At 35.0% G+C, this 25,093-nt stretch carries 29 protein-coding genes; 19 read left to right on the plus strand and 10 right to left on the minus strand.

What is annotated here, in order from left to right:
- Positions 1–8 precede the first annotated feature (8 nt).
- The 3 genes from CRV04_RS00900 (at position 9) to CRV04_RS00910 (ending at position 3,305) form a co-directional block, all read left to right on the plus strand.
- Positions 9–1,253, plus strand: coding sequence for a TolC family protein (locus CRV04_RS00900; protein WP_128994734.1), 1,245 nt, complete (start codon positions 9–11; stop codon positions 1,251–1,253).
- The gene (locus CRV04_RS00905; protein ID WP_128994735.1) at positions 1,253–1,570 is read left to right on the plus strand and encodes a DMT family transporter; all 318 of its coding nucleotides are present in this window, start codon (positions 1,253–1,255) and stop codon (positions 1,568–1,570) included. The genes CRV04_RS00900 and CRV04_RS00905 overlap by 1 nt, the downstream gene beginning before the upstream one ends.
- Before the next feature lie 241 nt (positions 1,571–1,811).
- The gene (locus CRV04_RS00910) at positions 1,812–3,305 is read left to right on the plus strand and encodes a fumarate hydratase (protein ID WP_128994736.1); all 1,494 of its coding nucleotides are present in this window, start codon (positions 1,812–1,814) and stop codon (positions 3,303–3,305) included.
- A 32-nt stretch (positions 3,306–3,337) separates the two neighbouring features.
- Here the strand turns inward: CRV04_RS00910 and CRV04_RS12810 are convergent, their stop codons facing one another.
- Positions 3,338–3,490, minus strand: a complete 153-nt coding sequence (locus CRV04_RS12810) for a hypothetical protein (protein ID WP_164969086.1) — start codon at positions 3,488–3,490, stop codon at positions 3,338–3,340.
- A gap of 6 nt (positions 3,491–3,496) precedes the next feature.
- Positions 3,497–3,778, minus strand: coding sequence for a hypothetical protein (locus tag CRV04_RS00915; protein ID WP_164969087.1), 282 nt, complete (start codon positions 3,776–3,778; stop codon positions 3,497–3,499).
- Positions 3,779–3,919: 141 nt separating this feature from the next.
- On the opposite strand from CRV04_RS00915, the gene CRV04_RS00920 reads away from it, so the two are divergent.
- From CRV04_RS00920 to argH, 7 genes are all read left to right on the plus strand, one after another.
- Positions 3,920–4,522 (plus strand): LysE family translocator, encoded by a 603-nt coding sequence (locus CRV04_RS00920; protein WP_128994738.1) that lies wholly within the window; start codon positions 3,920–3,922, stop codon positions 4,520–4,522.
- Positions 4,523–4,628: 106 nt separating this feature from the next.
- The gene (locus CRV04_RS00925; RefSeq protein WP_128994739.1) at positions 4,629–5,825 is read left to right on the plus strand and encodes a NifS family cysteine desulfurase; all 1,197 of its coding nucleotides are present in this window, start codon (positions 4,629–4,631) and stop codon (positions 5,823–5,825) included.
- Positions 5,826–5,849: 24 nt separating this feature from the next.
- Positions 5,850–6,830, plus strand: a complete 981-nt coding sequence (locus CRV04_RS00930; protein ID WP_128994740.1) for an iron-sulfur cluster assembly scaffold protein — start codon at positions 5,850–5,852, stop codon at positions 6,828–6,830.
- A gap of 115 nt (positions 6,831–6,945) precedes the next feature.
- On the plus strand, positions 6,946–7,392 hold the full coding sequence (locus tag CRV04_RS00935) for a hemerythrin domain-containing protein (RefSeq protein ID WP_128994741.1): 447 nt from the start codon (positions 6,946–6,948) through the stop codon (positions 7,390–7,392).
- Position 7,393: 1 nt separating this feature from the next.
- Positions 7,394–8,677 (plus strand): hypothetical protein, encoded by a 1,284-nt coding sequence (locus tag CRV04_RS00940; protein ID WP_128994742.1) that lies wholly within the window; start codon positions 7,394–7,396, stop codon positions 8,675–8,677.
- A 41-nt stretch (positions 8,678–8,718) separates the two neighbouring features.
- On the plus strand, positions 8,719–8,901 hold the full coding sequence (locus CRV04_RS00945; RefSeq protein WP_128994743.1) for a hypothetical protein: 183 nt from the start codon (positions 8,719–8,721) through the stop codon (positions 8,899–8,901).
- Between the two features lie 3 nt (positions 8,902–8,904).
- Entirely contained in the window at positions 8,905–10,299 is a 1,395-nt protein-coding gene (argH, locus tag CRV04_RS00950; protein ID WP_128994744.1) for an argininosuccinate lyase, read from the plus strand.
- Between the two features lie 32 nt (positions 10,300–10,331).
- Here argH and CRV04_RS00955 read toward each other — a convergent pair whose 3' ends face one another.
- Both CRV04_RS00955 and CRV04_RS00960 read right to left on the minus strand, forming a co-directional pair.
- On the minus strand, positions 10,332–11,240 hold the full coding sequence (locus CRV04_RS00955) for a chemotaxis protein CheV (protein ID WP_128994745.1): 909 nt from the start codon (positions 11,238–11,240) through the stop codon (positions 10,332–10,334).
- Between the two features lie 69 nt (positions 11,241–11,309).
- A complete protein-coding gene (locus CRV04_RS00960; RefSeq protein ID WP_128994746.1) occupies positions 11,310–11,957 on the minus strand; it encodes a tRNA threonylcarbamoyladenosine dehydratase in 648 nt (215 codons plus the stop codon).
- 82 nt (positions 11,958–12,039) lie between these two features.
- On the opposite strand from CRV04_RS00960, the gene greA reads away from it, so the two are divergent.
- The 4 genes from greA to uvrB are packed head-to-tail and all read left to right on the plus strand — an operon-like array spanning position 12,040 to position 16,204.
- On the plus strand, positions 12,040–12,525 hold the full coding sequence (gene greA / locus CRV04_RS00965; RefSeq protein WP_128994747.1) for a transcription elongation factor GreA: 486 nt from the start codon (positions 12,040–12,042) through the stop codon (positions 12,523–12,525).
- Positions 12,525–13,529 carry an N-acetyl-gamma-glutamyl-phosphate reductase gene (argC, locus tag CRV04_RS00970; RefSeq protein WP_128994748.1) on the plus strand — a complete coding sequence of 335 codons (1,005 nt, stop codon included), beginning with the start codon at positions 12,525–12,527 and terminating at the stop codon, positions 13,527–13,529. Before greA ends, argC begins: the two co-directional genes overlap by 1 nt.
- Complete coding sequence (locus tag CRV04_RS00975; protein ID WP_128994749.1) at positions 13,519–14,220, plus strand: UDP-2,3-diacylglucosamine diphosphatase; 702 nt, start codon at positions 13,519–13,521, stop codon at positions 14,218–14,220. Before argC ends, CRV04_RS00975 begins: the two co-directional genes overlap by 11 nt.
- A gap of 10 nt (positions 14,221–14,230) precedes the next feature.
- Positions 14,231–16,204: an excinuclease ABC subunit UvrB gene (gene uvrB, locus CRV04_RS00980; protein ID WP_128994750.1), complete on the plus strand. Its 1,974-nt coding sequence runs from the start codon at positions 14,231–14,233 to the stop codon at positions 16,202–16,204.
- A gap of 121 nt (positions 16,205–16,325) precedes the next feature.
- On the opposite strand, the gene CRV04_RS00985 is transcribed toward uvrB, so the two are convergent.
- Positions 16,326–17,300, minus strand: a complete 975-nt coding sequence (locus tag CRV04_RS00985; protein WP_128994751.1) for a GTP pyrophosphokinase — start codon at positions 17,298–17,300, stop codon at positions 16,326–16,328.
- A 90-nt stretch (positions 17,301–17,390) separates the two neighbouring features.
- Between CRV04_RS00985 and nth the strand changes: the two genes are divergently transcribed.
- On the plus strand, positions 17,391–18,035 hold the full coding sequence (gene nth, locus CRV04_RS00990) for an endonuclease III (protein WP_128994752.1): 645 nt from the start codon (positions 17,391–17,393) through the stop codon (positions 18,033–18,035).
- 140 nt (positions 18,036–18,175) lie between these two features.
- On the plus strand, positions 18,176–18,454 hold the full coding sequence (locus CRV04_RS00995) for a hypothetical protein (RefSeq protein WP_128994753.1): 279 nt from the start codon (positions 18,176–18,178) through the stop codon (positions 18,452–18,454).
- 23 nt (positions 18,455–18,477) lie between these two features.
- On the opposite strand, the gene CRV04_RS01000 is transcribed toward CRV04_RS00995, so the two are convergent.
- Genes CRV04_RS01000 through CRV04_RS01010 form a run of 3 tightly spaced genes read right to left on the minus strand, consistent with a single transcriptional unit; the run spans position 18,478 to position 20,086 of the window.
- Entirely contained in the window at positions 18,478–19,449 is a 972-nt protein-coding gene (locus tag CRV04_RS01000) for a hypothetical protein (protein ID WP_128994754.1), read from the minus strand.
- Positions 19,446–19,847, minus strand: coding sequence for a nucleoside-diphosphate kinase (locus tag CRV04_RS01005; RefSeq protein WP_128994755.1), 402 nt, complete (start codon positions 19,845–19,847; stop codon positions 19,446–19,448). The genes CRV04_RS01000 and CRV04_RS01005 overlap by 4 nt, the downstream gene beginning before the upstream one ends.
- Positions 19,847–20,086: a hypothetical protein gene (locus tag CRV04_RS01010; RefSeq protein WP_128994756.1), complete on the minus strand. Its 240-nt coding sequence runs from the start codon at positions 20,084–20,086 to the stop codon at positions 19,847–19,849. Before CRV04_RS01010 ends, CRV04_RS01005 begins: the two co-directional genes overlap by 1 nt.
- 117 nt (positions 20,087–20,203) lie before the next feature.
- Between CRV04_RS01010 and CRV04_RS01015 the strand changes: the two genes are divergently transcribed.
- The gene (locus tag CRV04_RS01015; protein ID WP_128994757.1) at positions 20,204–22,177 is read left to right on the plus strand and encodes a TonB-dependent receptor; all 1,974 of its coding nucleotides are present in this window, start codon (positions 20,204–20,206) and stop codon (positions 22,175–22,177) included.
- Between the two features lie 34 nt (positions 22,178–22,211).
- Here the strand turns inward: CRV04_RS01015 and CRV04_RS01020 are convergent, their stop codons facing one another.
- Complete coding sequence (locus tag CRV04_RS01020; protein ID WP_128994758.1) at positions 22,212–23,441, minus strand: HD domain-containing protein; 1,230 nt, start codon at positions 23,439–23,441, stop codon at positions 22,212–22,214.
- Entirely contained in the window at positions 23,441–23,581 is a 141-nt protein-coding gene (locus tag CRV04_RS12815) for a hypothetical protein (protein ID WP_164969088.1), read from the minus strand. Before CRV04_RS12815 ends, CRV04_RS01020 begins: the two co-directional genes overlap by 1 nt.
- Before the next feature lie 104 nt (positions 23,582–23,685).
- Between CRV04_RS12815 and CRV04_RS01025 the strand changes: the two genes are divergently transcribed.
- Together CRV04_RS01025 and CRV04_RS01030 are read left to right on the plus strand one after the other, a co-directional pair.
- Positions 23,686–24,666, plus strand: coding sequence for a DUF2156 domain-containing protein (locus CRV04_RS01025; protein WP_128994759.1), 981 nt, complete (start codon positions 23,686–23,688; stop codon positions 24,664–24,666).
- Positions 24,663–25,085 (plus strand): GNAT family N-acetyltransferase, encoded by a 423-nt coding sequence (locus CRV04_RS01030; protein WP_228126426.1) that lies wholly within the window; start codon positions 24,663–24,665, stop codon positions 25,083–25,085. The genes CRV04_RS01025 and CRV04_RS01030 overlap by 4 nt, the downstream gene beginning before the upstream one ends.
- Positions 25,086–25,093 lie beyond the last annotated feature (8 nt).

Consider the following 25,093-nt stretch of genomic DNA (forward strand, 5'->3'; position numbering starts at 1 on the left):
AGAATTAAATGTTAAAACAGACAGTTTATGCTTCCATGATTGCATTAAGTATGCATGCATATGCCATAGATTTGAAACAGAGCATTGATATTGCATTGAATCAAAACTATGATATTAAAGAGCAACAGTATGTCAAAGAGGAGAAAAATGCCAATAACAATGCAGCATTTGCTCCATTTTTACCGAGTGTTGATTTGGCGTACAGTTTTGAAAGAAGAGATGAAACGATTGTCAATCAAAGCAAAGAGGACTCAGTGGGAAGTGCAACCGTATCTTATAATTTGTTCAATGGATTTTCAGATATTTTTTCATTGCTGAGTTCAAATTATGTCTATAAGTCATCAAAATATACCTATGAAGCAACCAAACAAGATATTATTTTACAAACCAAACAAGCGTATATTACGGTTTTAAAGCAACAAAAGAATTTAGTGACCAAAGAGGATGCGTTAAAACTCTTTAATAAACAGTATGAAGATGCACGTAATAAGTTTGACCAAGGATTGATTGCACGTAATGATTTATTGGAAGTTGAAGTACAAATGCTTCAAGCCAAACAAGAGGTTATTCGTGCAAAAAAAGAGCTTAAAGTGGCACGATTGAGTTTGAATAATATTTTGAGTAATGCATTGAAAACGGATGAAAAACTTGAAGAACTTCAATATGAAGAGCTTCAATATAACACTACAAAAGAGGACTTTATCAATAAACGAAGTGAAGTGGCGGCATTAAAGATGCTTATGGATAGTTATAATGCGCAAGAGAACTCAGATGCTGGAGCATTTTTACCAAGCATCGATGCTTCTTTTGGTTATTATGAGTATGGGGACGATCGACATATTGATGGCAAAGAGGGATATCCTGAAAATCAGGAAATTGCTAAAGTGACTGCTTCGTGGAATCTATTTTCTGGTGGGAAAGATATCAATACTGTCATTGCAACACATAAGAAGAAGAAGCAAGTCTATGCACAATTGGAGAAGTTAAAACTTCAAATTCAGTTGCAGTATGAACAAGCTTTAGAGGAGTTAGAAGTTGCTAAGCTGAATTACGAAACAGCTCAAGTGGCATTGGAACAAGCAAAAATCAACTATGATATTGTGAACAACCGTTTTGAACAAGGGGTCTCTAAAAGTTCTGATTTGATTGATGCTAACTTTTTACTCAGTCAAGCCAAACAGAATTTTTACAGTGCATATTATGATAAATTCTTAGCTGTGGCAACACTGCAAAGGGTCATGGAGAACGATTGATGTCAGGTTGGACATATTTATTATTAGCAGGTGTTTTAGAGATTGGTTTTGCCTCAACTCTTAAACTCACTGAAGGCTTTACAAAGTTAATGCCCTCTTTGGTTTTTCTGTTTTTTGCGGTATTCAGTTTCTATTTTCTAACCAAAGCCACACAAACTATTCCTGTAGGAACAGCCTATGCTGTTTGGACAGGTATTGGTGCAGCAGGAACAATCATTGTGGGGATATTTTTTTATAATGAACCAGCACATTTGTGGAGACTCTTTTTTCTTTTTACCTTAGTGGCCTCAATCGTTGGTCTAAAACTGGTCTCTTAAAACCAATATGTACATTTCTTGTACATATTGGTATAAGAGTGAAAATGGACGTATCAATCTGTAACAGAAAAATAAAATTGTTATATCTGACTTTTAGATGCAAACAAACACGTATGCTACCATTTACGGCTTCTATATTCACATTATTATTTTTTATGGCTTGTTTGAGCCTCTTTTTTTCTTCGTATCCTTATATAGATTTTGATATAATTTTTACAAATTTTTAATAGAAGGTTTAAATATGGGAAAAATTACTGAAAAAGATATTATTGACAGTATCGCAGATGCCTGTCAATACATCTCATTTTATCATCCTGAAGATTTTGTTAAAGGGATGGTTGAGGCGTATGAAAAAGAGCAAAGTGAATCAGCAAAAAATGCAATTGGACAAATTTTAATCAACTCTAAAATGTGTGCAATGGGACATCGACCACTTTGTCAAGATACAGGAAGTGTCAATATATTTATCAAAGTGGGATTAAAAGCCGATCTTGATATTTCAAGAGATTTAGATGAAATTTTAAATGAAGGTGTTGCTAAAGGGTATACCGATCCAGATAACACACTACGATACTCTGTTGTTGCAGACCCAGCAGGGGCAAGAACAAATACAAAAAATAACACACCGGCAGTTATTCACTACTCAGTTGATGCAAACAGCGATAAAATTGATATCACCGTTGCAGCCAAAGGTGGAGGAAGTGAAAACAAATCTAAATTTACTGTATTAAACCCATCTGATTCAGTCTATGACTGGGTTATGGAAAACGTTAGAAACATGGGTGCAGGGTGGTGTCCTCCTGGTATTTTAGGTATTGGAATTGGTGGAAACCCAGAAAAATCTATGCTTTTAGCTAAAGAGGCATTAATGGGTCATGTTGATATTCACGAACTTAAAGCAAGAGGGGCTCAAAATGCCATTGAAGAGTTAAGACTCAGACTCTATGAAGACATCAACAAAATTGGTATTGGTGCACAAGGTTTGGGAGGACAAACAACGGTTTTAGATGTTAAAATTTTAGATTACCCTTGTCACGCAGCATCACTGCCAGTTGCAATGATTCCAAACTGTGCAGCAACACGACACATTCACTTTGAACTTGAAGGAAGTGGACCAGCTGTATTTAATAAACCAGATTTAGACCTTTGGCCAGATATTGAACTGCCAATGGATACCATCAAACGAGTCAATATTGAAGATATTACACATGAAAATCTTTCACAATTCAAATCAGGGGATACACTTCTTTTATCTGGAAAAATCTTAACAGCACGTGATGCCGCACATAAAAAAATTGTTGAGTACAAAAATGCAGGGAAACCACTGCCAAATGGTGTGGACTTAAGAGACAGATTTATTTATTATGTTGGACCAGTTGATCCAGTTCGAGATGAAGTAGTAGGACCAGCAGGGCCAACAACTTCTACAAGAATGGACAAATTTACCAAAGACATGATGGAAATTGGAATCATGGGTATGATTGGTAAAGCAGAGAGAAAACAACCGACCATTGATTTAATCAAAGAGTATGGTTCTATTTATCTTATTGCTACAGGTGGAGCAGCTTATTTGATTTCTCAATCAATCAAAGGAGCTAAAACATTGGCATTTGAAGAGCTTGGAATGGAAGCAATCTATGAGTTCGAAGTGAAAGACATGCCAGTTACCGTTGCTGTTGATAGTTCAGGTGAGTCAATTCACACAACAGGACCAGCTAAATGGAGAACAATCTAATTACAAAGGCTTAGGCCTTTGTAACTCTCGATTTAATCAAAATATTTAAAATCTTTATCTTCACTGCCATCTTTTTTTCTTTTTTTAAATTTCCACATCGTCACCCCATATTTAATGGTTTGATATGACAATATAATAAAAATTGCAACAAGAATAAATTGAGCAATGATAAAAAGAACTTCCATAATGGTTTACTTCTTTTTATCCATAAAGAAAGGTTCGTGCCAAATAACACGTGTAGGCATGGATGAATTCAATGAGTTTTTATCGGGATATTTATACGCTCCAAATGCACTGTTCTCTGCTTTTTGTTTTTCAAATGAGAATGTATGAGGAGCAAAAATAGCCAATGAAAAAAATGCAACAATAATTGCCAAAAGAACCACAGTTGCCTTATTTTTCTTTATATATGTTTGCAAATCAAACTTTTCTACAGTGAGTGCACCTCGGTTATTTTTAGCAGCTTTTTTCAAAACAGTACCTCCTAAACGGGAGAGTTCCCTAGTTATTTTTATTATGGCGTAAAGATTATTAAATATAAATTAGGTGACAAAACTAGATGATTTAACCCATTACTGAGCAGAGATAGATTATAATATATAAGGAGTAAATAGATGATAACAGATTTTTTGCAAGGTGTAGTTTTGGGCTTTGGAGCGGCAGTTCCATTGGGACCCATTAATATTTTAATCATGAATGAAGCTTTGAAATTTTATAAAAATGGTGTGGCTGTTGGTGTAGGTGCGATGAGTGCAGACACCACATATTTATTAATTATTTTATTTGGATTGACTTATTATATCAATAATGAAACAGTATTGGCATGGTTGGCTTATTTGGGCGCCATTTTTCTACTTTATATGGCTTATTTAATTTATAAAAACAGGGATCGATCGATTAAACGTATTCAAACAGACACCAAAGGCTCTTTGATTAAACACTATATTAAAGGGTATGCGCTTACACTTTTAAGTCCATATACGATAATATTTTGGATCAGTGTGTCAACTTTTAGTGTACAAAGCAGGTATCCGCTTGTAGTAGTGTGTGGAATGCTTTTTGCAATATTAGTTTGGATAACCGTGATGCCTTATTTTATACATAAGACCAAACATCTTATTTCAAACACGCTCTATTCAAAAGTGGCAGTTATCTCGGCATTGATTATGGCTTTTTTTGCTGTGTCAATGGTTGTACATGAGGTTTTCAAAAATTGAATTTTAATTAACAAAATTAATTAAGACAATTTTTATCCTATTTAAAGTACAATTTCAAAATAAAATACTAAAGGTGCCGTAAACCTTTATTATAGGACATGAAAATATGGAAGTATATTTAGACAATAATGCAACGACAATGGTGGACCCAGAAGTTTTTAAAGCGATGGAACCATTTTTTTGTACCATTTATGGGAATCCAAACTCTCTGCATAAGTTTGGTGCAGGCACACATCCAAAGATGGTGGAAGCTTTAAACTATTTGTATGAAGGTATCAACGCTGCTGATGAAGATGACATCATCATCACAGCCAATGCAACAGAGAGTAACAACACTGTTATAAAAGGTGTATGGGTTGATAAAATTTTAAATGGCAATAAAAATCATATCATCACGAGTGAAGTAGAACACCCATCAATCACTGCAGTATGTAAGTTTTTAGAGACACAAGGAGTGAGTGTAACGTATTTGACTGTTAATGAAGAGGGTATTTTAGATGCTCAACAAGTTAAAGACGCGATTCGAGAAGACACGGCTTTGGTTTCAATTATGTGGGCAAACAATGAAACAGGTAAAATTTTTCCAATTGCTGAAATTGGAGCTGTTTGTAAGGAAGCGGGTATTCCATTCCACACAGATGCGACTCAAGCTATTGGAAAAGTTCCTGTGAATGTACAAGCGTGTAATGTAACCTATCTCTCTTTTTCAGCGCACAAATTCCATGGACCAAAAGGGGTTGGTGGTTTGTATGTTCAAAAAGGATATGAATTGACTCCATTGTTACACGGTGGTGAACAAATGGGTGGACACAGAGCTGGTACAGTAGATGTAGCTTCTATGGTTGGTATGGGGCTTGCGATGCACTTAGCAACAAAACCTGAAGCATTGGAGTTTGAAAACACAGAAGTAAAACGACTCAGAGATAAATTAGAAGATGCAATTTTAGAACTGCCAGAAACAGTTGTGATTGGTGGAAAAGATAACCGAACACCAAACACAACACTGATTTCTATTCGAGGGGTAGAGGGTGAATCTATGCTTTGGGATATGAACCAAAAAACAATCGGTGCAAGTACGGGATCGGCGTGTGCAAGTGAAGACTTGGAAGCAAACCCAGTAATGAATGCATTTGGTAGTGACAGTGAATTGGCTCATACAGGGGTTCGATTCAGCTTAAGTCGATTTACAACTGAAGAACAAATAGATTATGCAATTGAAGTGATTAAAAATGCAGTGAAACGATTACGAACAATTTCAAGTTCATATGCGTATACTCCAAAACATCATGTTTCAGAATTATAAGAAGAAAGAGAAAAGGATTTAAATATGGCAAAAGGTGATTTAATCAGCGGTTCAATCTGGGATGAATACTCAAATCAAGTTATTAGAAGAATGGATGAACCGACTCATCAAGGTGAAATTACAGAAGAAATGGCTACAAAAGCGGGTGGTAAATTGATTGTTGCAGATTTTGGTGCAGAATCGTGTGGGGATGCAGTAAGACTTTATTGGGTCGTTGATGAAAAAACAGACAAAATTGTGGACTCAAAATTCAAATCGTTTGGATGTGGTACAGCAATTGCCTCTTCAGATGTTATGGCGGAACTTTGTATTGGTAAAACAGTAGACGAAGCTATTAAGATTACCAACATTGATGTTGAACATGCGTTAAGAGATCATCCAGATGTTCCAGCAGTACCACCTCAAAAAATGCACTGTTCAGTTATGGCATACGATGTAATTAAAAAAGCAGCGGCACAATATAAAGGTGTCGATATGGAGAGCTTTGAGACGGAACAGATTGTATGTGAATGTGCACGTGTTTCACTCTCAACAATTCAAGAAGTGATTCGCTTAAATGACTTAACAACGGTTGAACAAATCACAGACTATACTAAAGCAGGTGCATTTTGTAAATCATGTATCAAACCAGGTGGACACGAAGAGAAAGATATCTATTTGGTAGATATTTTAGCCAATACTCGTGCTGAAATGGAGCATGACAAACTTAAAAATGCAGCGGATGCAAGTGAAGCTGGAAATCTTACATTTGATAAAATGACAATGGTTCAACGAATCAAAGCTCTTGATGAAGTACTTGATGCAGACGTGAGACCAATGTTAATCATGGATGGTGGTAACATGGAAATCATTGATATCAAAGAGAATATTCCTCATTATGATGTCTATATCCGATATTTAGGTGCATGTAATGGATGTGCCTCTGGAAGTACAGGAACACTTTACGCAATGGAGTCTATCTTAAAACAAAAAGTGGATGAGAACATTCGAATCTTACCAATCTAAGTAAGATTAAACATCAAAAGGGAGAATTGAAAATTCTCCCTTTTTTATTGATTTAAATCTAGAAAAAAGAAAATTTTTTGCAGTATACTTTTTTAAATATTGATAAGGAGAGTGTATGCAAGATACAATCAGTTCATTTTTAACTCAAGATCATCGAAGTTGTGATGAGGCATTTGCTGTAATGGAACAAAGCGTTGCAAAAGAGGATTGGCAAGCAGCCAATAAAACTTTTAATGCGTTTGTTGATGATTTGATTCATCACTTTGATATGGAAGAGAAAATTATGTTTCCTGTTTTTGAAGAAAAAACAGGTATGCATAACACAGGGCCAACGGCTATGATGAGAATGGAACATGACCAGATGAGAAGTGTGGTATCACAAATGAAAGAGGATCTACAAACTCAAAATAAAAACCACTTTTTTGGTCTGTCTGAATCTTTGATGATGATTATGCAACAACATAACATGAAAGAGGAGCAGATGCTATATGCTATGGCAGATGCACACATTGGACCACAAGCAAGTGAAGTGGTCTCACAAATGAAGGCATTAGAGAGATAAAATGTTTAACCAAGGATTATCATTAGATCAAGCTCCACCCATATCAGTTCCGTTTCGATTTTTTTTAACGGCACCCATATTTGGTATTTTGCTTGGATTGGTTTTTTTTATGTTCCCCGTTGAAAGTATTATGAATCGTTACACTGCTGTTTCAGTGGGTGTCATACATCTGTTTACGTTGGGCATTTTAACCATGATAATTTTTGGCGCCATGCAACAAATGATGCCTGTGCTCGCAGGTGCAGTGATTAAAAAGCCCAAACTTTTTGCCAATATCGTACATACTTCATTGACACTGGGAACACTGCTTTTCTCAGGCAGTTTTATCTTTGGTATCAAATCTTTTTTGCATGTAGGTGCAACTTTATTGGCGATTGCTTTTTTTACTTTTTTTATCACGGCAACCTATTTGTTGTTTAAAGTAAAATTTTTAACTTCTACAGTTAATTCCATGAAACTCTTTACCTTCGCAGGATTAGTGACTTCCTCATTGGGAATTTATTTGGCGTATGCGCATATCGCAAACGACATCGAACCTTTTCATTATGATGTGGTAAATTTGCACTTGGCCTTTGGTCTTTTTGGATTTGCAGTATTGCTTGTTATGGGTGTTTCCTTTCAAGTTATACCGATGTTTTATGTGGCTTTGGATTTTCCTAAATTTATTCAAAACAGAGCACCTATTTTTGTGGTGGGTTTATTGATTGCATTGGGGATGTTTTTTCTTCTAGATTTAGATATTTATGTTTTAAAATTGCTCTTTACATTGGTGTTTGTACTTTTTTGTTTGCATGCACTGAACAGTTTGAATAAACGACAACGACCTGTTTTTGATGTAACGTTATGGTATTGGAAACTTGCATTGTACTTTTTTATGTTTTCGATGTTAAACTGGCTTTTTGTACCACAAGATTCTTACTTTTTATTGGCCATCATGTTTGGTTTTGGATTTCTTTTTTCGCTGCTTCAAGGTATGATTTATAAAATAATCCCTTTTTTAAGCTGGTTTCATTTAAGTTCAAAAGGGCATATGATGATTCCTACTATGCGTGAAATGATTCATGAAGATATGATAAAACTGCATTTCTTTATTTATGTCTCATCACTTTTTTTCTTTTTATTGGCACCTTTTTTAAATGAGGTATTTTTATTTATTGCGGCACTTCTTTTTATTGTCTCCAATTGTATTTTTCTCATCAATTGTATCACTGGAGTAAAGAAGTATTCAAAAATTGCTCAAACCAATCCCATGGATGCATTTACCCAAGTAAACCCAGAGAAATAAATAATATGTTATAATACGCCAAATTATGAGAAAGGCTTATTATGACTGCATTGGATAAAGAGATCGAACAAATCAAAGGTGACATCTATTCAGATGTACTTACACTTGTAGATAAATATATGAGTATCACAGGATGGGATGTACCTGAAAACGATGAACTTGAAGCGAAAAAACGAATCGTTGAGATCATAAAACAAGCTGTCAATGAAATAGAGGTAGAGTAGTTAATGTCGCAGAATAAAGAACAAATTTTAAAAAACACTAACGCTCAGATTTTAGATGAGTTTAACGCCTCTGTGATGTTTGATAAAGAGTTATATGATCAAGATATTCGAGCTTCCATCGCGCACTCAAAAATGTTGTATGCTCAAGGTATTTTAACGCAACAAGACCAAGCAGATATTGAAAGAGGACTGTTGCAAGTTAAAGCAGAGATAGAATCAGGTCAATTTGAGTTTAAAATTGCCGATGAAGATATTCACATGGCAGTAGAGAGTCGTTTGACTGAAATCATTGGGGATGCAGGAAAAAGATTGCACACTGCAAGAAGCAGAAATGACCAAGTAGCAACAGACTTTAGACTCTATGTCAAAGAAAAAAACATTACTATCATGGCGCAACTTAAAGAGATAGTTGAAACTTTTGTTAAGGTGGCTTCACAACACACTGAATCTTTGATTCCCGGTATGACTCACTTGCAACACGCACAACCTATTAACTTTGGCTATCATATGTTGGCCTATGCCAACATGTTTAAACGAGATTTCGAACGATTTGAAAGTTCTTATAAGCGAAACAACTATTCGCCCTTAGGAAGTGCTGCTTTAGCTGGTACGCCACACAATATTGACCGATTTGCTTCGTGTGAACTGTTGGGATTTGAACAACCAACTATCAGTGCTTTGGATACCGTAAGTGATCGAGACTTTGCATTGGAAATTTTGTTTAATATCAGTACAGCAATGATGCACATCAGTCGTATCTCAGAAGAGTTAATTTTGTGGTCATCGTATGAGTTCCAATTCATTAAAATGAGCGATGAGTACGCTACGACTTCATCAATTATGCCTCAAAAGAAAAACCCAGACGTTCCTGAACTTTTAAGAGGAAAAACAGGACGAGCGTTTGGAAACTTGATGTCACTGCTTACGGTGATGAAGGGTTTGCCATTGGCTTATAACAAAGATACGCAAGAAGATAAAGAGGGCGTTTTTGATTCTGTTAAAACGATTGAGATTTCATTGTCTATTTTAAATGAAGTGATTAAAACCATGAAAGTCAATGTCCAAAACATGGAGAGTGCTTGTAAAATAGGGCACTTAAGTGCAACGGATTTGGCAGATTATTTGGTACAAAAGCAAAACATGCCATTTAGAACGGCATACTATATCACTAAATCTGTGGTTTCCAAAGCAGATGAGCTTTCTAAAGATATGAGTGAACTCAATATTGATGAAATCAGAAGTGCGCATACGGACATTGCAAACATTGATGAAGAAGTTGTTGAGTTCTTGAATTTAAGAAACTCAATGAATGCACGAAACTCTTATGGAGGTACATCCTCCCAACAGACGAAAAGTCAGATTGAAATATTTGAAAAGTGGTTGGAGAGTATAGAATAATCAGGAGAAAGTTCTCCTGATGATACGAGTTTTTAGTTCTCTAAGAACTTCTTCGTCATGGCGTACATTCTTGGAATATCTGTTTTTCCAATGAATCCGTCAACACCAATGGCATTCATTTTACCTACAACTGCATCGGTTGTCATCGAAGAGTTTACAATCACTGGAATTGAGGCAAATTTACTGCTGTCTTTTACAAACGTTGCTACTTGATACCCATCTTTTTCTGGCATTTCAATATCAGTAATGATCAATCCCACTTCATTTGGATCTACAGTATTCAGACGGTTAATAAGCTCTTGACCGTTGTTGAAAATCTCAAATCGTACTTGTACTTTTTGTAAGAATTTTTTAACAATCTCTCGTGCAACTGCAGAGTCTTCAGCTACAAGAACAAGCTTATCTGTGTGGATAGGTTCATTCACATATTTGTTGACTTCATCATCTCCACTGCTTGTCCAACCAATGTCTCTTAAGAGTTGTTCTGCATTAAATACGGTACAAAGTTTATCTTCGTTGTTGACTTTTACATAGGTTGTATAAGTAATCTTAGAGTTTTGTTCTTCAGAGTTTCGTAACTCTTCGGTTGTTTTTTCAACAATATTAATCATATCTTTGATTAAGAATCCCACTTTTTTATGGTTGAATTCACAGTAAATAATCAGTTTATAATCTTTTGTAGATTCAGGTGGTTTTTTACCCAACCAAATATCTAAGTTGATGAGAGTAACAGGTTCCCCACGAATAGTAGCAATACCAGCAACTATGTCTGTATCGGTTGGCGTATCCGTAATAGTTACCTCTTCAGTGATAATAAAAGCTTTGATTTTTGCAATGTTGATTGCGTAGACACTTCCAGAACCTGTATAAAATACTGCAAGTTGCTGAACATTTCTCAAATGCGCTTGCGTCATTTGCTCTACATCTTTACCTATACTCATATTATTCCTTTTGTCATATTAGTTCAATTATATATCTTTTTATCTTATAAATTACTTTTGTTTTTTATTTTATTTTCGAGCCAAGAGTTTTTGAATCGCTATCGATGCCATCATCAATCCAAAAGAACCTGTCACACCTTCAAAACTCCCTTTTTCAATACAATTAGGGGTTTCACTTGAAAAAATAACTTTGAATTTCTTTTTAAAGCCTTGAGCTTTGAGTTCATTTCTGATTTTTCGTATAAATGGGTCATTATAGGTATCCCAAATTGACTTGTACTCAATTTTTGATGGGTCAATTCGTTTGGCACCGCCACTGGTACTGATAATTCGGTTGTAGTATTTTTTGATTAAATGCACTTTGGGTTTAATATCATCAATGGCATCTAAAATCAAATCGTATTGTTTAAAATCGTGTGCATCAATCCAATCTGCATCGAGCTTGGCATGAATGGCTGTTACTTCAGGGTATTTCTCTTTGAGTGCTTCTACTTTGACTCGCCCAATATTGCCTTCACTTCCCAGTTGTCGATTGAGGTTTGACTCTTCATATGTATCAAAATCCACGATGGTAATATCCGTAATACCTGTTCTATAAAGTGCATCCAGTGCAAAACTGCCAACACCACCCACACCTAAAAGTATGAGTTTACTGTTTTGAAATTTTTTGAAATTATCTTCACCAAAAAGTTTTATCGTTCTATCGTATTTTGACACGTTCTATCTCTCTTAAAGCAAATTTAGATTTGCCCTTTATTAATTTTTCGGTATTATATCATAAATAGTTTTGGAGACAGACATGGAAAAAGAACCAATGACGAGAGTCGGATATGAAAAAATTACAACTGAATTAGAATTTTTAAAAAATACAGAACGACCTCAGACAGTGATTGCTTTAGATGAAGCAAGGCAATTGGGAGATTTAAAAGAGAATGCAGAGTATCACGCCGCAAAAGATAAATTAAAATTGCTTGATATACAAATTGCGGAGTTAGGTGCATTGATTTCTAAAGCAGTGATTATTGACCCAGAAAATTTGCCACACGACAGAGTAAGCTTTGGTTCAACAGTCAATTTAATCGATGTTAAAACAGATGAAGAATTCCAATACTCAATTGTAGGTGGAGTTGAGAGTAGTGCTGAAAAGGGATTAATCTCTTTTAACTCACCTTTAGCAAAACAGCTTTTAGGAAAAGAAGAAGGTGATGAATTCACGGCTGAACTTCCTGGGGGAAAGAAAAAATTTGAAGTATTGGACGTATTTTACAAGGAGTTAGAACTATAATGAATGTAGCCATTATTGGTGCCACAGGTTATACGGGCTTAGAACTCGTAAAGATGCTTGTGAACCACCCAAAATTTAATATTACGTATATTGCCAATTCAACAGGAGAGCAACGAGTAGATGAATTGCACCCGTGTTTACAAAATGTAATCAGCATGGATGTACAAAAAGCACAAGCCAAAGATGTTGCAGAAAATGCAGACTTGGCATTTCTTGCACTTCCTCACCAAACCTCTATGGGCTTTGCCAAAGAGCTTTTAGAATTAGGGGTAAAAGTGGTTGATTTAAGTGCAGATTATCGACTTGAACTTGAAACCTATGAGAAAAATTATTGTGCCCATGAAGATAAAGAGCATCTACCACAAGCAGTCTATGGTCTTCCTGAGTACTATAAAGAACAAATTAAAACCACAAATCTAGTGGCCAATCCAGGGTGTTATCCAACAGCAACACTCTTAGGACTTTTACCGTTTGTTCCTTACTTAGATGAAAACATTCCTGTATTTGTGGATGCAAAATCAGGAGTAAGTGGAGCAGGTAAAAAACTGAGTGAAGTAACGGCATTTTGTAATGTCAATGAGAACATCTTTGCATACAATCCGTTCAAACACCGACACATGCCTGAAATCATTGAGAAAGTAAAAAAACTGGGGAATAAAGAGTTAAACATCAACTTTGTACCACACTTAATCAATGCTACACGAGGAATGTTAGTCAGTACTTATGTGACCTTAAAAGAGGATATTGATCCTGTTGAAGTGTTGAAAAATGCCTATAAAGATGCGCCATTTGTTCGAATCAAAGATAAACCAGTGGACATCAAATCAACAGCAGGTACCAACTTTTGCGATATCTTTGTTGCTAAAAATGGAAATGCACTCTTTATCAACACGGCCATTGATAACTTGCTTAAAGGGGCATCCAGTGCAGCAGTTGCTAATGCCAATATTATGTGTGGGTTTGATGAAGCTTTAGGAGTACCTAATATTGCCTATGTGCCTTAATATAGAGGAGAATGCTGTTTTTGTAGCAGATGCACACTTCAACGCTTTGCGCCATGATTTCTCTGTGTTTTTACAAAAAGTAAAAGAGGGAGAAATCAAAACATCTCAACTCTTTTTGATGGGGGATATGTTTGATTTTATCACACAAGAGTCTTTTTATTTTATCAAACAAAACCAAGCCTTGATTGACACTATCAATGAACTTTCACAAAGCATTGAGATGTTCTATTTAGAGGGGAATCACGACTATAACTTAGAGAGACTGTTCCCCAATGTTCAAGTCATTGCTCGAGAGAACCAACCACTTCTAGGCACCTATGATGGTAAGAGTGTAGCGCTTTCACATGGAGATAATTTTGAAAACACTTCGTACAATATTTATTGTGCAATTATACGAAATCACCCGCTTCTGAAATTTTTAAATATGATTGACTTTTCACATTGGTTATCAAAAAAAATTGATTATGCCTTACGTGAAAAGATGATTTGTAGAACCTACACAGGCTTTGATAAAAAGGTGCAAACACGACTAGAAAACTACAACAGTGACATCGTTGTTGAGGGGCACTTTCACCAAGGCAAAGAGTTTGAGTTTAACAACAAACGTTATGTCAATATCCCTTCACTTTTTTGTTCCAAAGAGTATGTGGTATTACAATTACATGAGTTTAAAAAAGTGGCACTGAACTAAAGGAGAAATCATCGCTAAATTTGAAGTAGTCAGTAAATATGAACCTGCTGGAGATCAACCACAAGCCATTGAGTCATTGAGTAACTCTATTTTAGAAGGCAATCAATACAACACGCTATTAGGGGTCACAGGAAGTGGTAAGACCTACACCATGGCAAAAATTATTGAAAAAACTCAAAAACCAACGCTCATTATGACGCACAATAAAACGCTTGCAGCGCAACTCTACAGTGAGTTTAAACAGTTTTTCCCAAAAAATCACGTAGAGTACTTTATCTCATACTATGACTATTATCAACCTGAAGCCTATATTCCAAGAAGTGATTTGTTCATTGAAAAAGACAGTTCAATTAATGCAGAGCTTGAACGTTTGAGACTGAGCGCCACAGCTTCACTGCTATCATTTAATGATGTTATTGTGATTGCTTCAGTATCAGCAAACTATGGGTTAGGAAATCCTCAAGAGTACCAAGCCAATGTTCAAAGACTTGAAGTGGGATTTGAGTACTCCCAACGGCAACTTTTACTTAAACTTGTAGAGATGGGATACAAACGAAACGATAAGTTTTTTGACCGTGCAGATTTTAGAGTCAATGGTGATGTTATTGATATTTTCCCTGCGTATTGGGAAGATGAGTTTTTACGTATTGAGTTTTTTGGAGATGAGATAGAAAGCATCACCAAACATGAGTATTTGACCAATACCAAACTCAAAGATTTAGAAGATATTACGATTTATTCAGTAAACCCTTTTATCGTTTCACAAGATCGATTGGCCAATGCTGTTAAACAAATAGAGAATGAACTGGATGAGAGATTGGCTTATTTTAAAGAAAATGACCAGCTCGTAGAGTATCAAAGATTGAAACAAAGAGTTGAGTTTGATATTGAGATGATAGAGAGCACGGGTATGTGTAAAGGAATTGAAAACTATGCACGTTTATTAACGGATAAAAAACCGGGAGAAACGCCATACTCACTGCTTGATTATTTTCAAATGCTTGATGAAGATTTTTTACTCATAGTTGATGAATCTCATGTATCATTGCCGCAGTTTCGAGGAATGCATGCAGCCGATAGAAGCCGTAAAGAGGTATTGGTTGATTATGGATTCAGATTGCCAAGTGCATTGGACAACCGACCTTTGATGTTTGATGAGTTTATCAATAAAGCACCCCATTATCTCTTTGTGTCTGCCACACCCAATGAGCTTGAAACCTCTATGAGTTCAGTCGTAGCACACCAAGTCATTCGTCCAACAGGTCTGCTTGACCCTATCATTGAAATCAAAGACAGTGAGTATCAAGTTGAGACCTTGCATGATGAGATTAAAAAAGTGGTGGCTAAAAATGAACGAGTGTTAGTGACCGTATTAACCAAAAAGATGGCAGAAGAGTTGAGCTCTTATTATGCGGATTTAGGCCTACGAATTAAGTACATGCACTCAGAGATTGATGCCATTGAACGTAACCAAATCATACGAAGTTTGAGGTTAGGGGAGTTTGATATTTTAGTGGGGATTAACTTGCTTCGAGAAGGGTTGGATATCCCTGAAACCTCATTGGTCGCAATTTTAGATGCGGATAAGGAAGGGTTCTTACGAAGTAGAACGTCACTAATACAAACCATTGGTCGTGCGGCACGTAACCAAAATGGCCGTGTACTGTTGTTTGCTAAGAAAATCACAGACTCCATGCAGTTTGCCATTGATGTTACCAATGAACGACGTGAAATACAAGAAGCTTTTAACAAAGAGCATGGCATTACACCCAAAAGTACGATTCGCTCTTTAGATGAGAATTTGAAAATGGAAGAGTATGACGATGTGGCATTGAAGAAAAACAGACTCGATAAGATGCCAGCAAGTGAGCGTAAGAAGTTGCTCGTGGAACTCAATAAGCAGATGAAGAAGGCGGCAGGCGACTTGAACTTTGAAGAGGCGATACGACTGCGAGACGAAATTGAGAAAATAAAAAAATTATAGGTAGAAATATCCTCTTTTTCAAAATCTCTGCGTTATTGTAAAAATCAAGAGAGTCATTTACTACAAGTAAACTCCTCCCTCGGTTTTTACTGCTGGCCTTGACCTTTTAAAAAATAGGATATTATGTAAGATTAGCTTTTTCTTTTAATCCTTTGATTATATCTATTCTTGATTGGGTCATTTTTGTTTCATCGTACATCTTAGGAATAAATGTTTCCAATGCATATGATAAAACATTTGCACGAGTAGTTTTCATTTTTGAGTTAATTTTTTTATCAATATATGGAGTCAAAGGTACTATTTTTTCTGCATATTTTACTATAGTATCAATTGTTAATGAATTTTTTATAATGCTGTTTAATAGAGCCTTCTCCAGAGCTTCTTCTTCTTCGTACTCTGGAAAATAATATTCTAACAATGCACTTAATGTATCAATATTTAATTTGCTACCAGTAAATTTACCTACTTTCTTAGATTCTTCTACAGTTTTCTGTTGATAATTCTCAGCCTCATTTTTTATTTCTTGGAATTGCATATCTGCATTCTCTAAAAGAGCACTCATCAAATATAGTTTTCTAATAAGATTTGTTGGAAGTTCTTGATTGTTTTTATAACCTAGTTTATGTTCAATTGCAGCCCATGTATGCATTAATGCTGTGCGTATTTGTATTTCTATTTTAATGTCATCTAAGCCTTTGTAATTTGGAGTTACACACCATTCAGGTTTAATTTTTATAATGATGTGGTTTGAACGATAGCCAAACTCATTACTTTCAAGTTTTTCAGATTTATTAACTTTTTCTTCAATTAAAAAATTTTCTTCAATAATGTTCTCTAAATGTTTTATATCTTCAAGATGATATAAAATAATTCTAATTCCACAAAAATCTTCATTTTCTTTAAAAGGGTTATCATATTGTTTTCTTGATATTTTTTCAAAAAATGAATCAAATTTTTTAATTCTAGATTCTATGTTAACAAATGGAATATTATTAGTTTTTAAAAACTCTTTAATTGCCTCACTAACATTTTTTTCTGCACGTTGATAAAGTGGCAAATTTTTATTATATTTATTTTCAATTTCATGTTCTAACATTCTATTCCTTTTGTCACTTTATTGTATTCTAATCTATCTTAAAGAATGTATTTAAACCAGTTTTCAAAATAATACACTAAAATATTCCTCATGAAAAAAGCAACCAAAAAAGAGATAGAAATCATTAAAGAAGCATTTATAGAAAAATACTCTGATGCTGTCACCGAATTGCAGTACAGAAATGACTTTGAACTTCTGATTGCCATTATTCTTTCTGCTCAATGCACCGATAAGCGTGTGAACATTATTACGCCAGCGTTGTTTGAGAAATATCCTACTCCCTATCATTTAGCAGATGCCTCTTTAGAGGAGGTGAAAGAGTTACTGAAAGCCTGTTCATTCTTTAACAACAAAGCTAAAAATATTATTAAGATGGCACAAAGTGTTGTCACATTGCATGATGGAGAAATTCCACATGACACGAAGCAGTTAATCAAACTAGCAGGTGTGGGAAATAAAACAGCCAATGTCTTTATGATTGAAACCGAAGGGGCAAATGTCATGGCAGTAGATACGCATGTATTTCGAGTCTCTCATAGGCTTGGGTTAAGCGATGGTAAGACTGTTGAGCAAACAGAAGCACATTTGGTTAAAAAGCTTAAAGGAGACTTGCATATCTTCCACCAAGCGATGGTTTTGTTTGGGCGATATATCTGTAAAGCAGTCAGTCCAGATTGTGATAATTGTCTTTTCCCTCATGTATGTAAATCTAAAAGTGGGTTCAAACCTCAATAAGACCCACTCTTACTCTAAAAAAATTATTTGAAGCAAATTTTTATCCAAAACTTAAAATATAAAAATTAAATTTCAATGTTTATGGTGCATTGTTCATAATAGTGTTATGATGAAAATGAAACTATGAAAAGGAGTTTAACATGTCAGAAGTAACAAAAATCAAATCTATTCATTTAGCACATCATTTAAGTGAAGATGAAATCGACGTCTCCTATGTAGAAAAACCATATGGGGATTACAGTGACCCAATTATTAAACTGGATATTAAAGAGTTTGATGGAGAAGTTGAAGTGAAAATACCATATTCTAAAGTAGATGAACTCATTCAAGCTCTTAAACGTTCTAAACAAGTTTATGATAAAACAACACATCCCGATGTTCACGCTGAATTAGGTGCAGAAATTGGTGGTGGACAATAATATATGCCTTTTGAGGCATATATTTAGTCAAGCAATTTATGTAAAAATATATCTTTAATGGTCTGGTTCAAACCATTGCAGTTGAACATGATCAACTCACGATAATATTGTTGTAAATGTTGTGTGATAAGTATCGATTTTCCTCCATTTTGAATCATTGCCGTTGTAATGATTTTTTGTAAGAAGTGAAAAAGTTCTACTCTTAATACATCAAGTTCTTCTCCACTGTTGGAAGTTATAAATTGCTGTTTATACTCTTTAAGATGTTGGTGTGCAAAAGATTTTAAAGTAGTGTTGTCTATATGTTTGATGACGCCACAACCTAATCCATATAGACTGTAATGAATTGTTTTTGAAACCGATTTGTTTTTAGTGTAGTTGCCAATAGGGTTAGAAGAGACAATGTTTTTTTCTTTAACAAAATACTCTTTGAGTTGAATGTTGACGGTGTTTAAGCCAAAGCCTACAAAAGTTTGTGGCGCTTCGCTTAAGATAAACCCTTTTTGCGGTTTGAATTTACTCATCACTTCATACTCTTGTCCATTAAAATGAAAACCAATTAAAAGACGCTCAAATATGTTATAACCACTGGCCCATGTGAGTGTACCATTGAGTCTGTAACCTCCGCGACATTTTGTTGCTTCAACTAAAGTTTCAGGTGCTCTTAAATGGTTGATGGCAATGCCACACTTTTTGTGAAAGTAGTGTTTTTTTCGTTTAAAATCATTTTTATTCATGATAGCATTGGCTGCTAAGATTTGTATGGCTAAAAAGGAAAGACTCCCTGAAATGGGTGTGAGTTTTTCAAAGAGTTGGAGTTTGAGTTGATGTTGCTCTTTGGTTTCAAAACCATACAGTGCAAAGAGTCTGTTCTTATACGCAATATCAAAAGCGAGTTTGAGTATTTTGGTATTTGTATCAAGTTGTTCTATTGGCAGTTGCTTGATTTGTTTGAGGGTTTTCTCAATCTGTTTTAAATACTCTTTGTGTGTCATTGTTCCTTACAATTTTCCTCATATTTATCAAAAACATAGGTGTCTTCAATTTTGTTTATGGTTACACCATTTGCTTCACACAGATAACTTTTGTCTTCTTTGTGAATGAGGTATGAAAAGTTATAGATAAACTTATCTTTTGCATTTAACTGTTGGTTGTTTTGCAGTGTATAAGAAAGCTTGTCTATCTCAATATTGTGTGTTTGAAAATAGTGCTCTTTAAAGAGTTTTGGAAAAAACTCCTCTTTTTTATGGTCGTAAAAATTATAGCCCACAATGGTTACAACGACGATCATCATGAGTATCGTAAACTCTTTTTTTTCAAATCGGTCATTGATTTTATAAAGAACAAACACCACCAGTGCCAGTAGTATAATAAAGCCTAAAATATATTGCATCAGTTTTTTCCTGTTAATCTTTTTTTGAACTCTTCGGGTGAGAGGTAACGTGAACGGCTCTTTTGTATTGGAGTCGCTTTGGGTCGGTATTTTTCATTTTGTGGCAGGGAAGAAGAAATAGGTTGAATCGTTGAATCTTCTGTTTGAACTTTCGTAATAAGTTCAGATTTCAGACTCTTTATAACATTCAAAACATTGTTGAGGTGATTATCGGGTACATCCAAAATAATCTTTGCCATAACTGCTCCTGTATTTTCGTGATTATATCATAGAACGATTTAATCCAACATAGAGAAGAATTAACAAACAATTAACATACTTTTGAAATAATTGTCCAAATTATTCAAAGGAAGAAGATGAAAAAACGAGTCTATTTATCTCTCATTTGCACCTCCATATTAAGTGCCAATGAGATTACAACACCAACAGTAAGTGTAAATGAAACAGTGACAAGTGAAGTGGTCAGTAATGTCAGCAGTGAAGATATTAAAAGTGCCGATTTAGCAGAGGCATTAAGTAAAAACCTACCTTCAATCTCTTTGATTCGACGAAGTGGGATTGCCAATGATATTTTGCTTCGAGGACAAAAACGAGATAACATCAACGTGACTATTGATGGGGCTAAGATTTATGGAGCGTGCCCAAATAGAATGGATCCACCAACTTCTCATGTGCTAAGTAACAACGTAGAGAGTGTCGTGGTATCAGAAGGTCCTTTTGATGTAGAAAATTTTGGTACATTAAGTGGGATTGTAAAAGTAGAGACCAAGAAGCCTAAAAAAGGGGTTCAAGGAGACATCAACTTCAACATGGGAAGCTTTGATTATAGAAAAGGAAGTGCTACAGTCAGCGGGGGAAATGATTTTGTAAGAGCTTTAGTATCTGTATCTACTGAAAGCAGTGATCAATATGAAGATGGGAATGGTGATACGCTCTATGAACAACAAAAAAAGCAAGATATAACGAATACTCGACGTTATAGTAAAGATTATGAAGATATGGAAGCGTATGAAAAAAGTACACTTTTAACTAAACTCTATTTTAATCTTACGGATAATCAAGAGATTAATTTCTCATACACAGCTAACCGAAGTGACGATGTATTGTATGCCAATACTCCAATGGATGCTTTGTATGATGATTCTGACATCTATACTATTGGGTATAAAGCAGTTGATTTAGGTGCATTTTCAAAAGAGTTAAATATAGATTACTACTATTCTAAAGTAGACCACCCTATGGCAACGACATACAGAAATAATGGTGCCATGGAGATGACGAACCACATGAAATCAAAAATGCGTGGGTTTAAAGTTAAAAACAGCACGGAGATTTCTGAGTCTTTGTTAACTTATGGGATTGATTTAAGTAAACGAACATGGGAAGGGGAGTACTATAACAAAATGAACCCATACATGGGGGACAGTATTCCAAGCACCGATACTAAAAACAAAGCTTTGTTTGCAAAGTTTGAGACACAATTTGGTGATTTAAGCGTGACAACGGGTGTTCGATATGATGATACAGAGATTGAAACGGCAGGCAATCAAGATGATAATGATTACGATGGATTCTCAGGATACATCATGTCAACGTATGAAGCCAATGAAACCACAAAATATTTTGCAGGAATCGGAAAATCGATGAGAGTTCCAGATGCAAGAGAGTTATACCTCTTAACCAGTGCAGGTGGAGTGACTGGAACACCTGATTTGGATGAAACAAAAAACTATGAGATTGATTTAGGATTTGAAAAAATCATAGGCAATTTCACGATTAAAACCAAAGCATTTTACTCTAAGCTTAAAGATTACATCTATTTGAACACTTCAAATGCAAGCAATAAATTCGAAAATATCGATGCTAAAATCTATGGTTTAGATATCAGTGGGGCGTATTATGCAACCGATGAAATCTCTATTGATTATGGTTTAGCATATCAAAGAGGGAAAAAAGATGAAGCCTTTGATGGTCAAAGTGATACAGACTTAGCAGATATTACACCACTTAAAGCCAACATCGCATTTAATTATGAGTATGAGAAATCAAAATTTTCTGCTGAGGTTGTTGCTGCAAAATCATGGAGCAATTATGATGAAGATAATGGAGAACAAGCATTAGGTGGATATGGAATTTTAAACTTAAAATATAACCAAGAGTTATCAAAACATTTTGATATTACTTTAGGAGTAGATAACGTATTGGATAAAACCTATGCAGTTTCAAATAGCTATGCAGACTTGACGCTTATCAGTGCAGGAACAACAGAAGCAATGCTTCTAAATGAACCAGGACGATACGCTTACTTTAACTTGAAATTCAAGTTTTAATAGAAGCTATCTTGACTAAAAGAGGTTTGCTCTTTTAGTCAAAGTCAATACGCGCTTGCGTTTGACCTGTGGTACCAAAATAGTGGTCCACATCACTTCCAATGGCTTGGAAATCAACGGTTTCAATGGTTTTAAGCCCTTTTACAATCTCTTTTTTCCCTGTAATTAAATCATTGGATTTAATTCCATGTGAAATAGAGAGACTTGCTTCCACAAAAGCAGAGAGTTTATCACACTGTTTGAGTGCTTTTCCATCAATCCCATTGTACTTATCAGAATTATACGCAGCCAAACCATTGTCAACTACTTTGATTCCATTTTGATTAATCTTATCCAAAAACTCATCTTTTACGCCATCATACAATCCTAAATAATAAGCAAATTCTGGACGTATTTTTTCAGGAACACACGGCATGATGTCATCTTCAATTTTGATGATTTCATACTCACTGATGATATCTGAAAGCTCATCTACACTGTATTTCACTGGTGAAATGATGTCTCGTGTGAGTGCTTCTGGAAGGTCATGAAAGAGTGCAGTGAAAAAGTTATTCTCTATTCGTTTATCACAAGCATTCACTTCCAGTGAGTAGAAGTATCCAAAGAGTGCCACAGTGAGCATGTGCCCAAGTACTGAAGTCTCTGGGATTCTTGGTGTTTGTGCCCAACGCTTTTGAAATCGTAAACGTCCACTTAAATCAATAAGCCTAGAGAGCTTTTTATTCAGTGCAATTTTACGTACACTGATGAGTTCATAATAGTCTTCAATCTCCTCTTCAACACTCTTTTTAACATCTTCAATGTCATTTAAAAAAGCACTGGTTTGATAGACAATTGAGAATTCCCATTTTGTAGAGATATATGAAGCGGCTTTTAAAATAAAGCGCTCTTTTTCATACATTTTTGGATCATTGAGATACTCTTCAAACTTATTTAAAAAGTTACCGCTGTCAATATCTTCAATGGAGTCTTTCAGTTTTGAAATCACCCATGCATTGATTTCAGGTGCTTTTTTTTGTAGTGCTTTCCTGAAAACATCGGGTCTGATATCTGTAACAACCACACGTCTTAAGAATTCAAAAATACCTGCTTCAATCAGGTGCGTCATGTTGACACCATCTTCTAACTTAGCAATAAAATAAGCGATGATAAACTTGTGTGCTTGTTTGTCCAACTCAACAAGTTCAACCATTCTTGGATAGTCATTCCACCGTTGAATGGAAGCAGAAGAAAATATATAATCAATAATTTTAGGGTTAAGCATTACTCTTCATCTTCTAAAGGAGCTGAATCTTTTGCAAAAAACATCATCTTCTTACCTAAAAGCATTAAGCCAACAACGGTAAAAACGACTAAATATGCCATCCAATCTTCTCTCATGGCGTGTCCTTTTTTTATTTTCATTATCACATAATATTGATAAATAGGCGCTTACAATAAATTTTTTTTATTTTTGACGCAAAATGAAAAAAATGATGTATTATTCCAAAAAAATATAAGGAAAAAAATTGGCATCTATTCAAATAGGTCAACACACATTAAAAAGTTTTGATATCACAACCAAAGAGACCATGCAACACTATTTAAAAGAGCTCTCTTCAGATATCAGTGACTATACATTTGCCGCAAACTTTATCTGGTTATCAAACTCAACTGGGTTTTTTGCCATCATTGAAGATTGCTTTTGTCTTTTTGCTTTAAGTGGCGGAGAACTTGCAATGTTGTTGCCACCTATTGGTAAAAAAGAGTATCAACACAAAGCAATTTTAGAGTGTTTTAAAATCATGAATGAAAACAACAGTTCCCTTTATTACTCAAAGATTGAGTATGTGGATGAAAGAATGCTTGAAAATTTCGTGGAGTCATTAGAAGAGGGTACGGTTATCTTTGATGCATTGCAAGATTATGTTATTGAGAAAAAGCTGGTGGATTATATTTACAGCAGTGATAAACTCATTGAGCTTAAAGGAAAAGCGTTTCACTCAAAACGAAATGAGATTAATAAATTCAATATTGTCTACTCAGATTATGAGATTGTACGCTTAAATGCTCAAGAGCATAGTGTGCAAATCATGCAACTGTTTAACAAATGGGTCAGTGATAGGATTAAGTATATGCCAAAAGAAGAAGCTGATATTTTCTTAGATGGTATTTTCCAAGAGAAACATGCCGTACAACGAATGTTGAAGTTTTTTGATGAGTTAAACTTGATTGGAATTGTCATTTATATCAATGGTGAGATTAAAGGGTTTACCGTGGGTGAGAAAATCAACGAAACCACTTCAAGTGTGATCATTGAAAAAACAGACTTTGAGGTTCTTGGGTGTGCACAGTTTATTTTCAGAGAGTTTTCAAAACTCTTAAAAGAGTATTATGGAACAGAGTATATCAACATTGGAGATGACATGGGATTTGAAAACTTGAAAAAAGTAAAAATGTCATACCGACCAGACCGATTGATTCCTAAGTATACCATTTACCAAAAATGATAATAGAAAAAACGTACGCTTATGATGTACAAGCGTTACATCAAATTGAGCAAGAGGTGTTTTTAAACGAGCCTTTTGCTTTGAGTCAAGCCTCTTTTTATTATCATGTGAAAAAAGGCATGCTCTATAAAGCAGTATTGGATGGGGTAATCGTAGGATATATTTTATGGTTACGACGAAAAAACTCTTATCGTCTTTATTCTTTGGCCATTAAACCTGAGTATCGAGGTCAAAATATTGCTTCTCAGTTATTAAGTGAAAGCTTAAAAATGTTGGATAAACACACATTTACTTTAGAGGTTCGAAAGAGTAACAGTAAAGCGATTGCTTTGTATGAAAAGTTTGGATTTAAAATAAAAAAAGAGTTGAACTCTTATTATGACAATGAAGATGGATTGTGGATGAAACTAGAGAGATAAAATCTCTT

It is taken from the genome of Candidatus Marinarcus aquaticus (assembly GCF_004116335.1).
Lineage (GTDB): Bacteria > Campylobacterota > Campylobacteria > Campylobacterales > Arcobacteraceae > Marinarcus > Marinarcus aquaticus.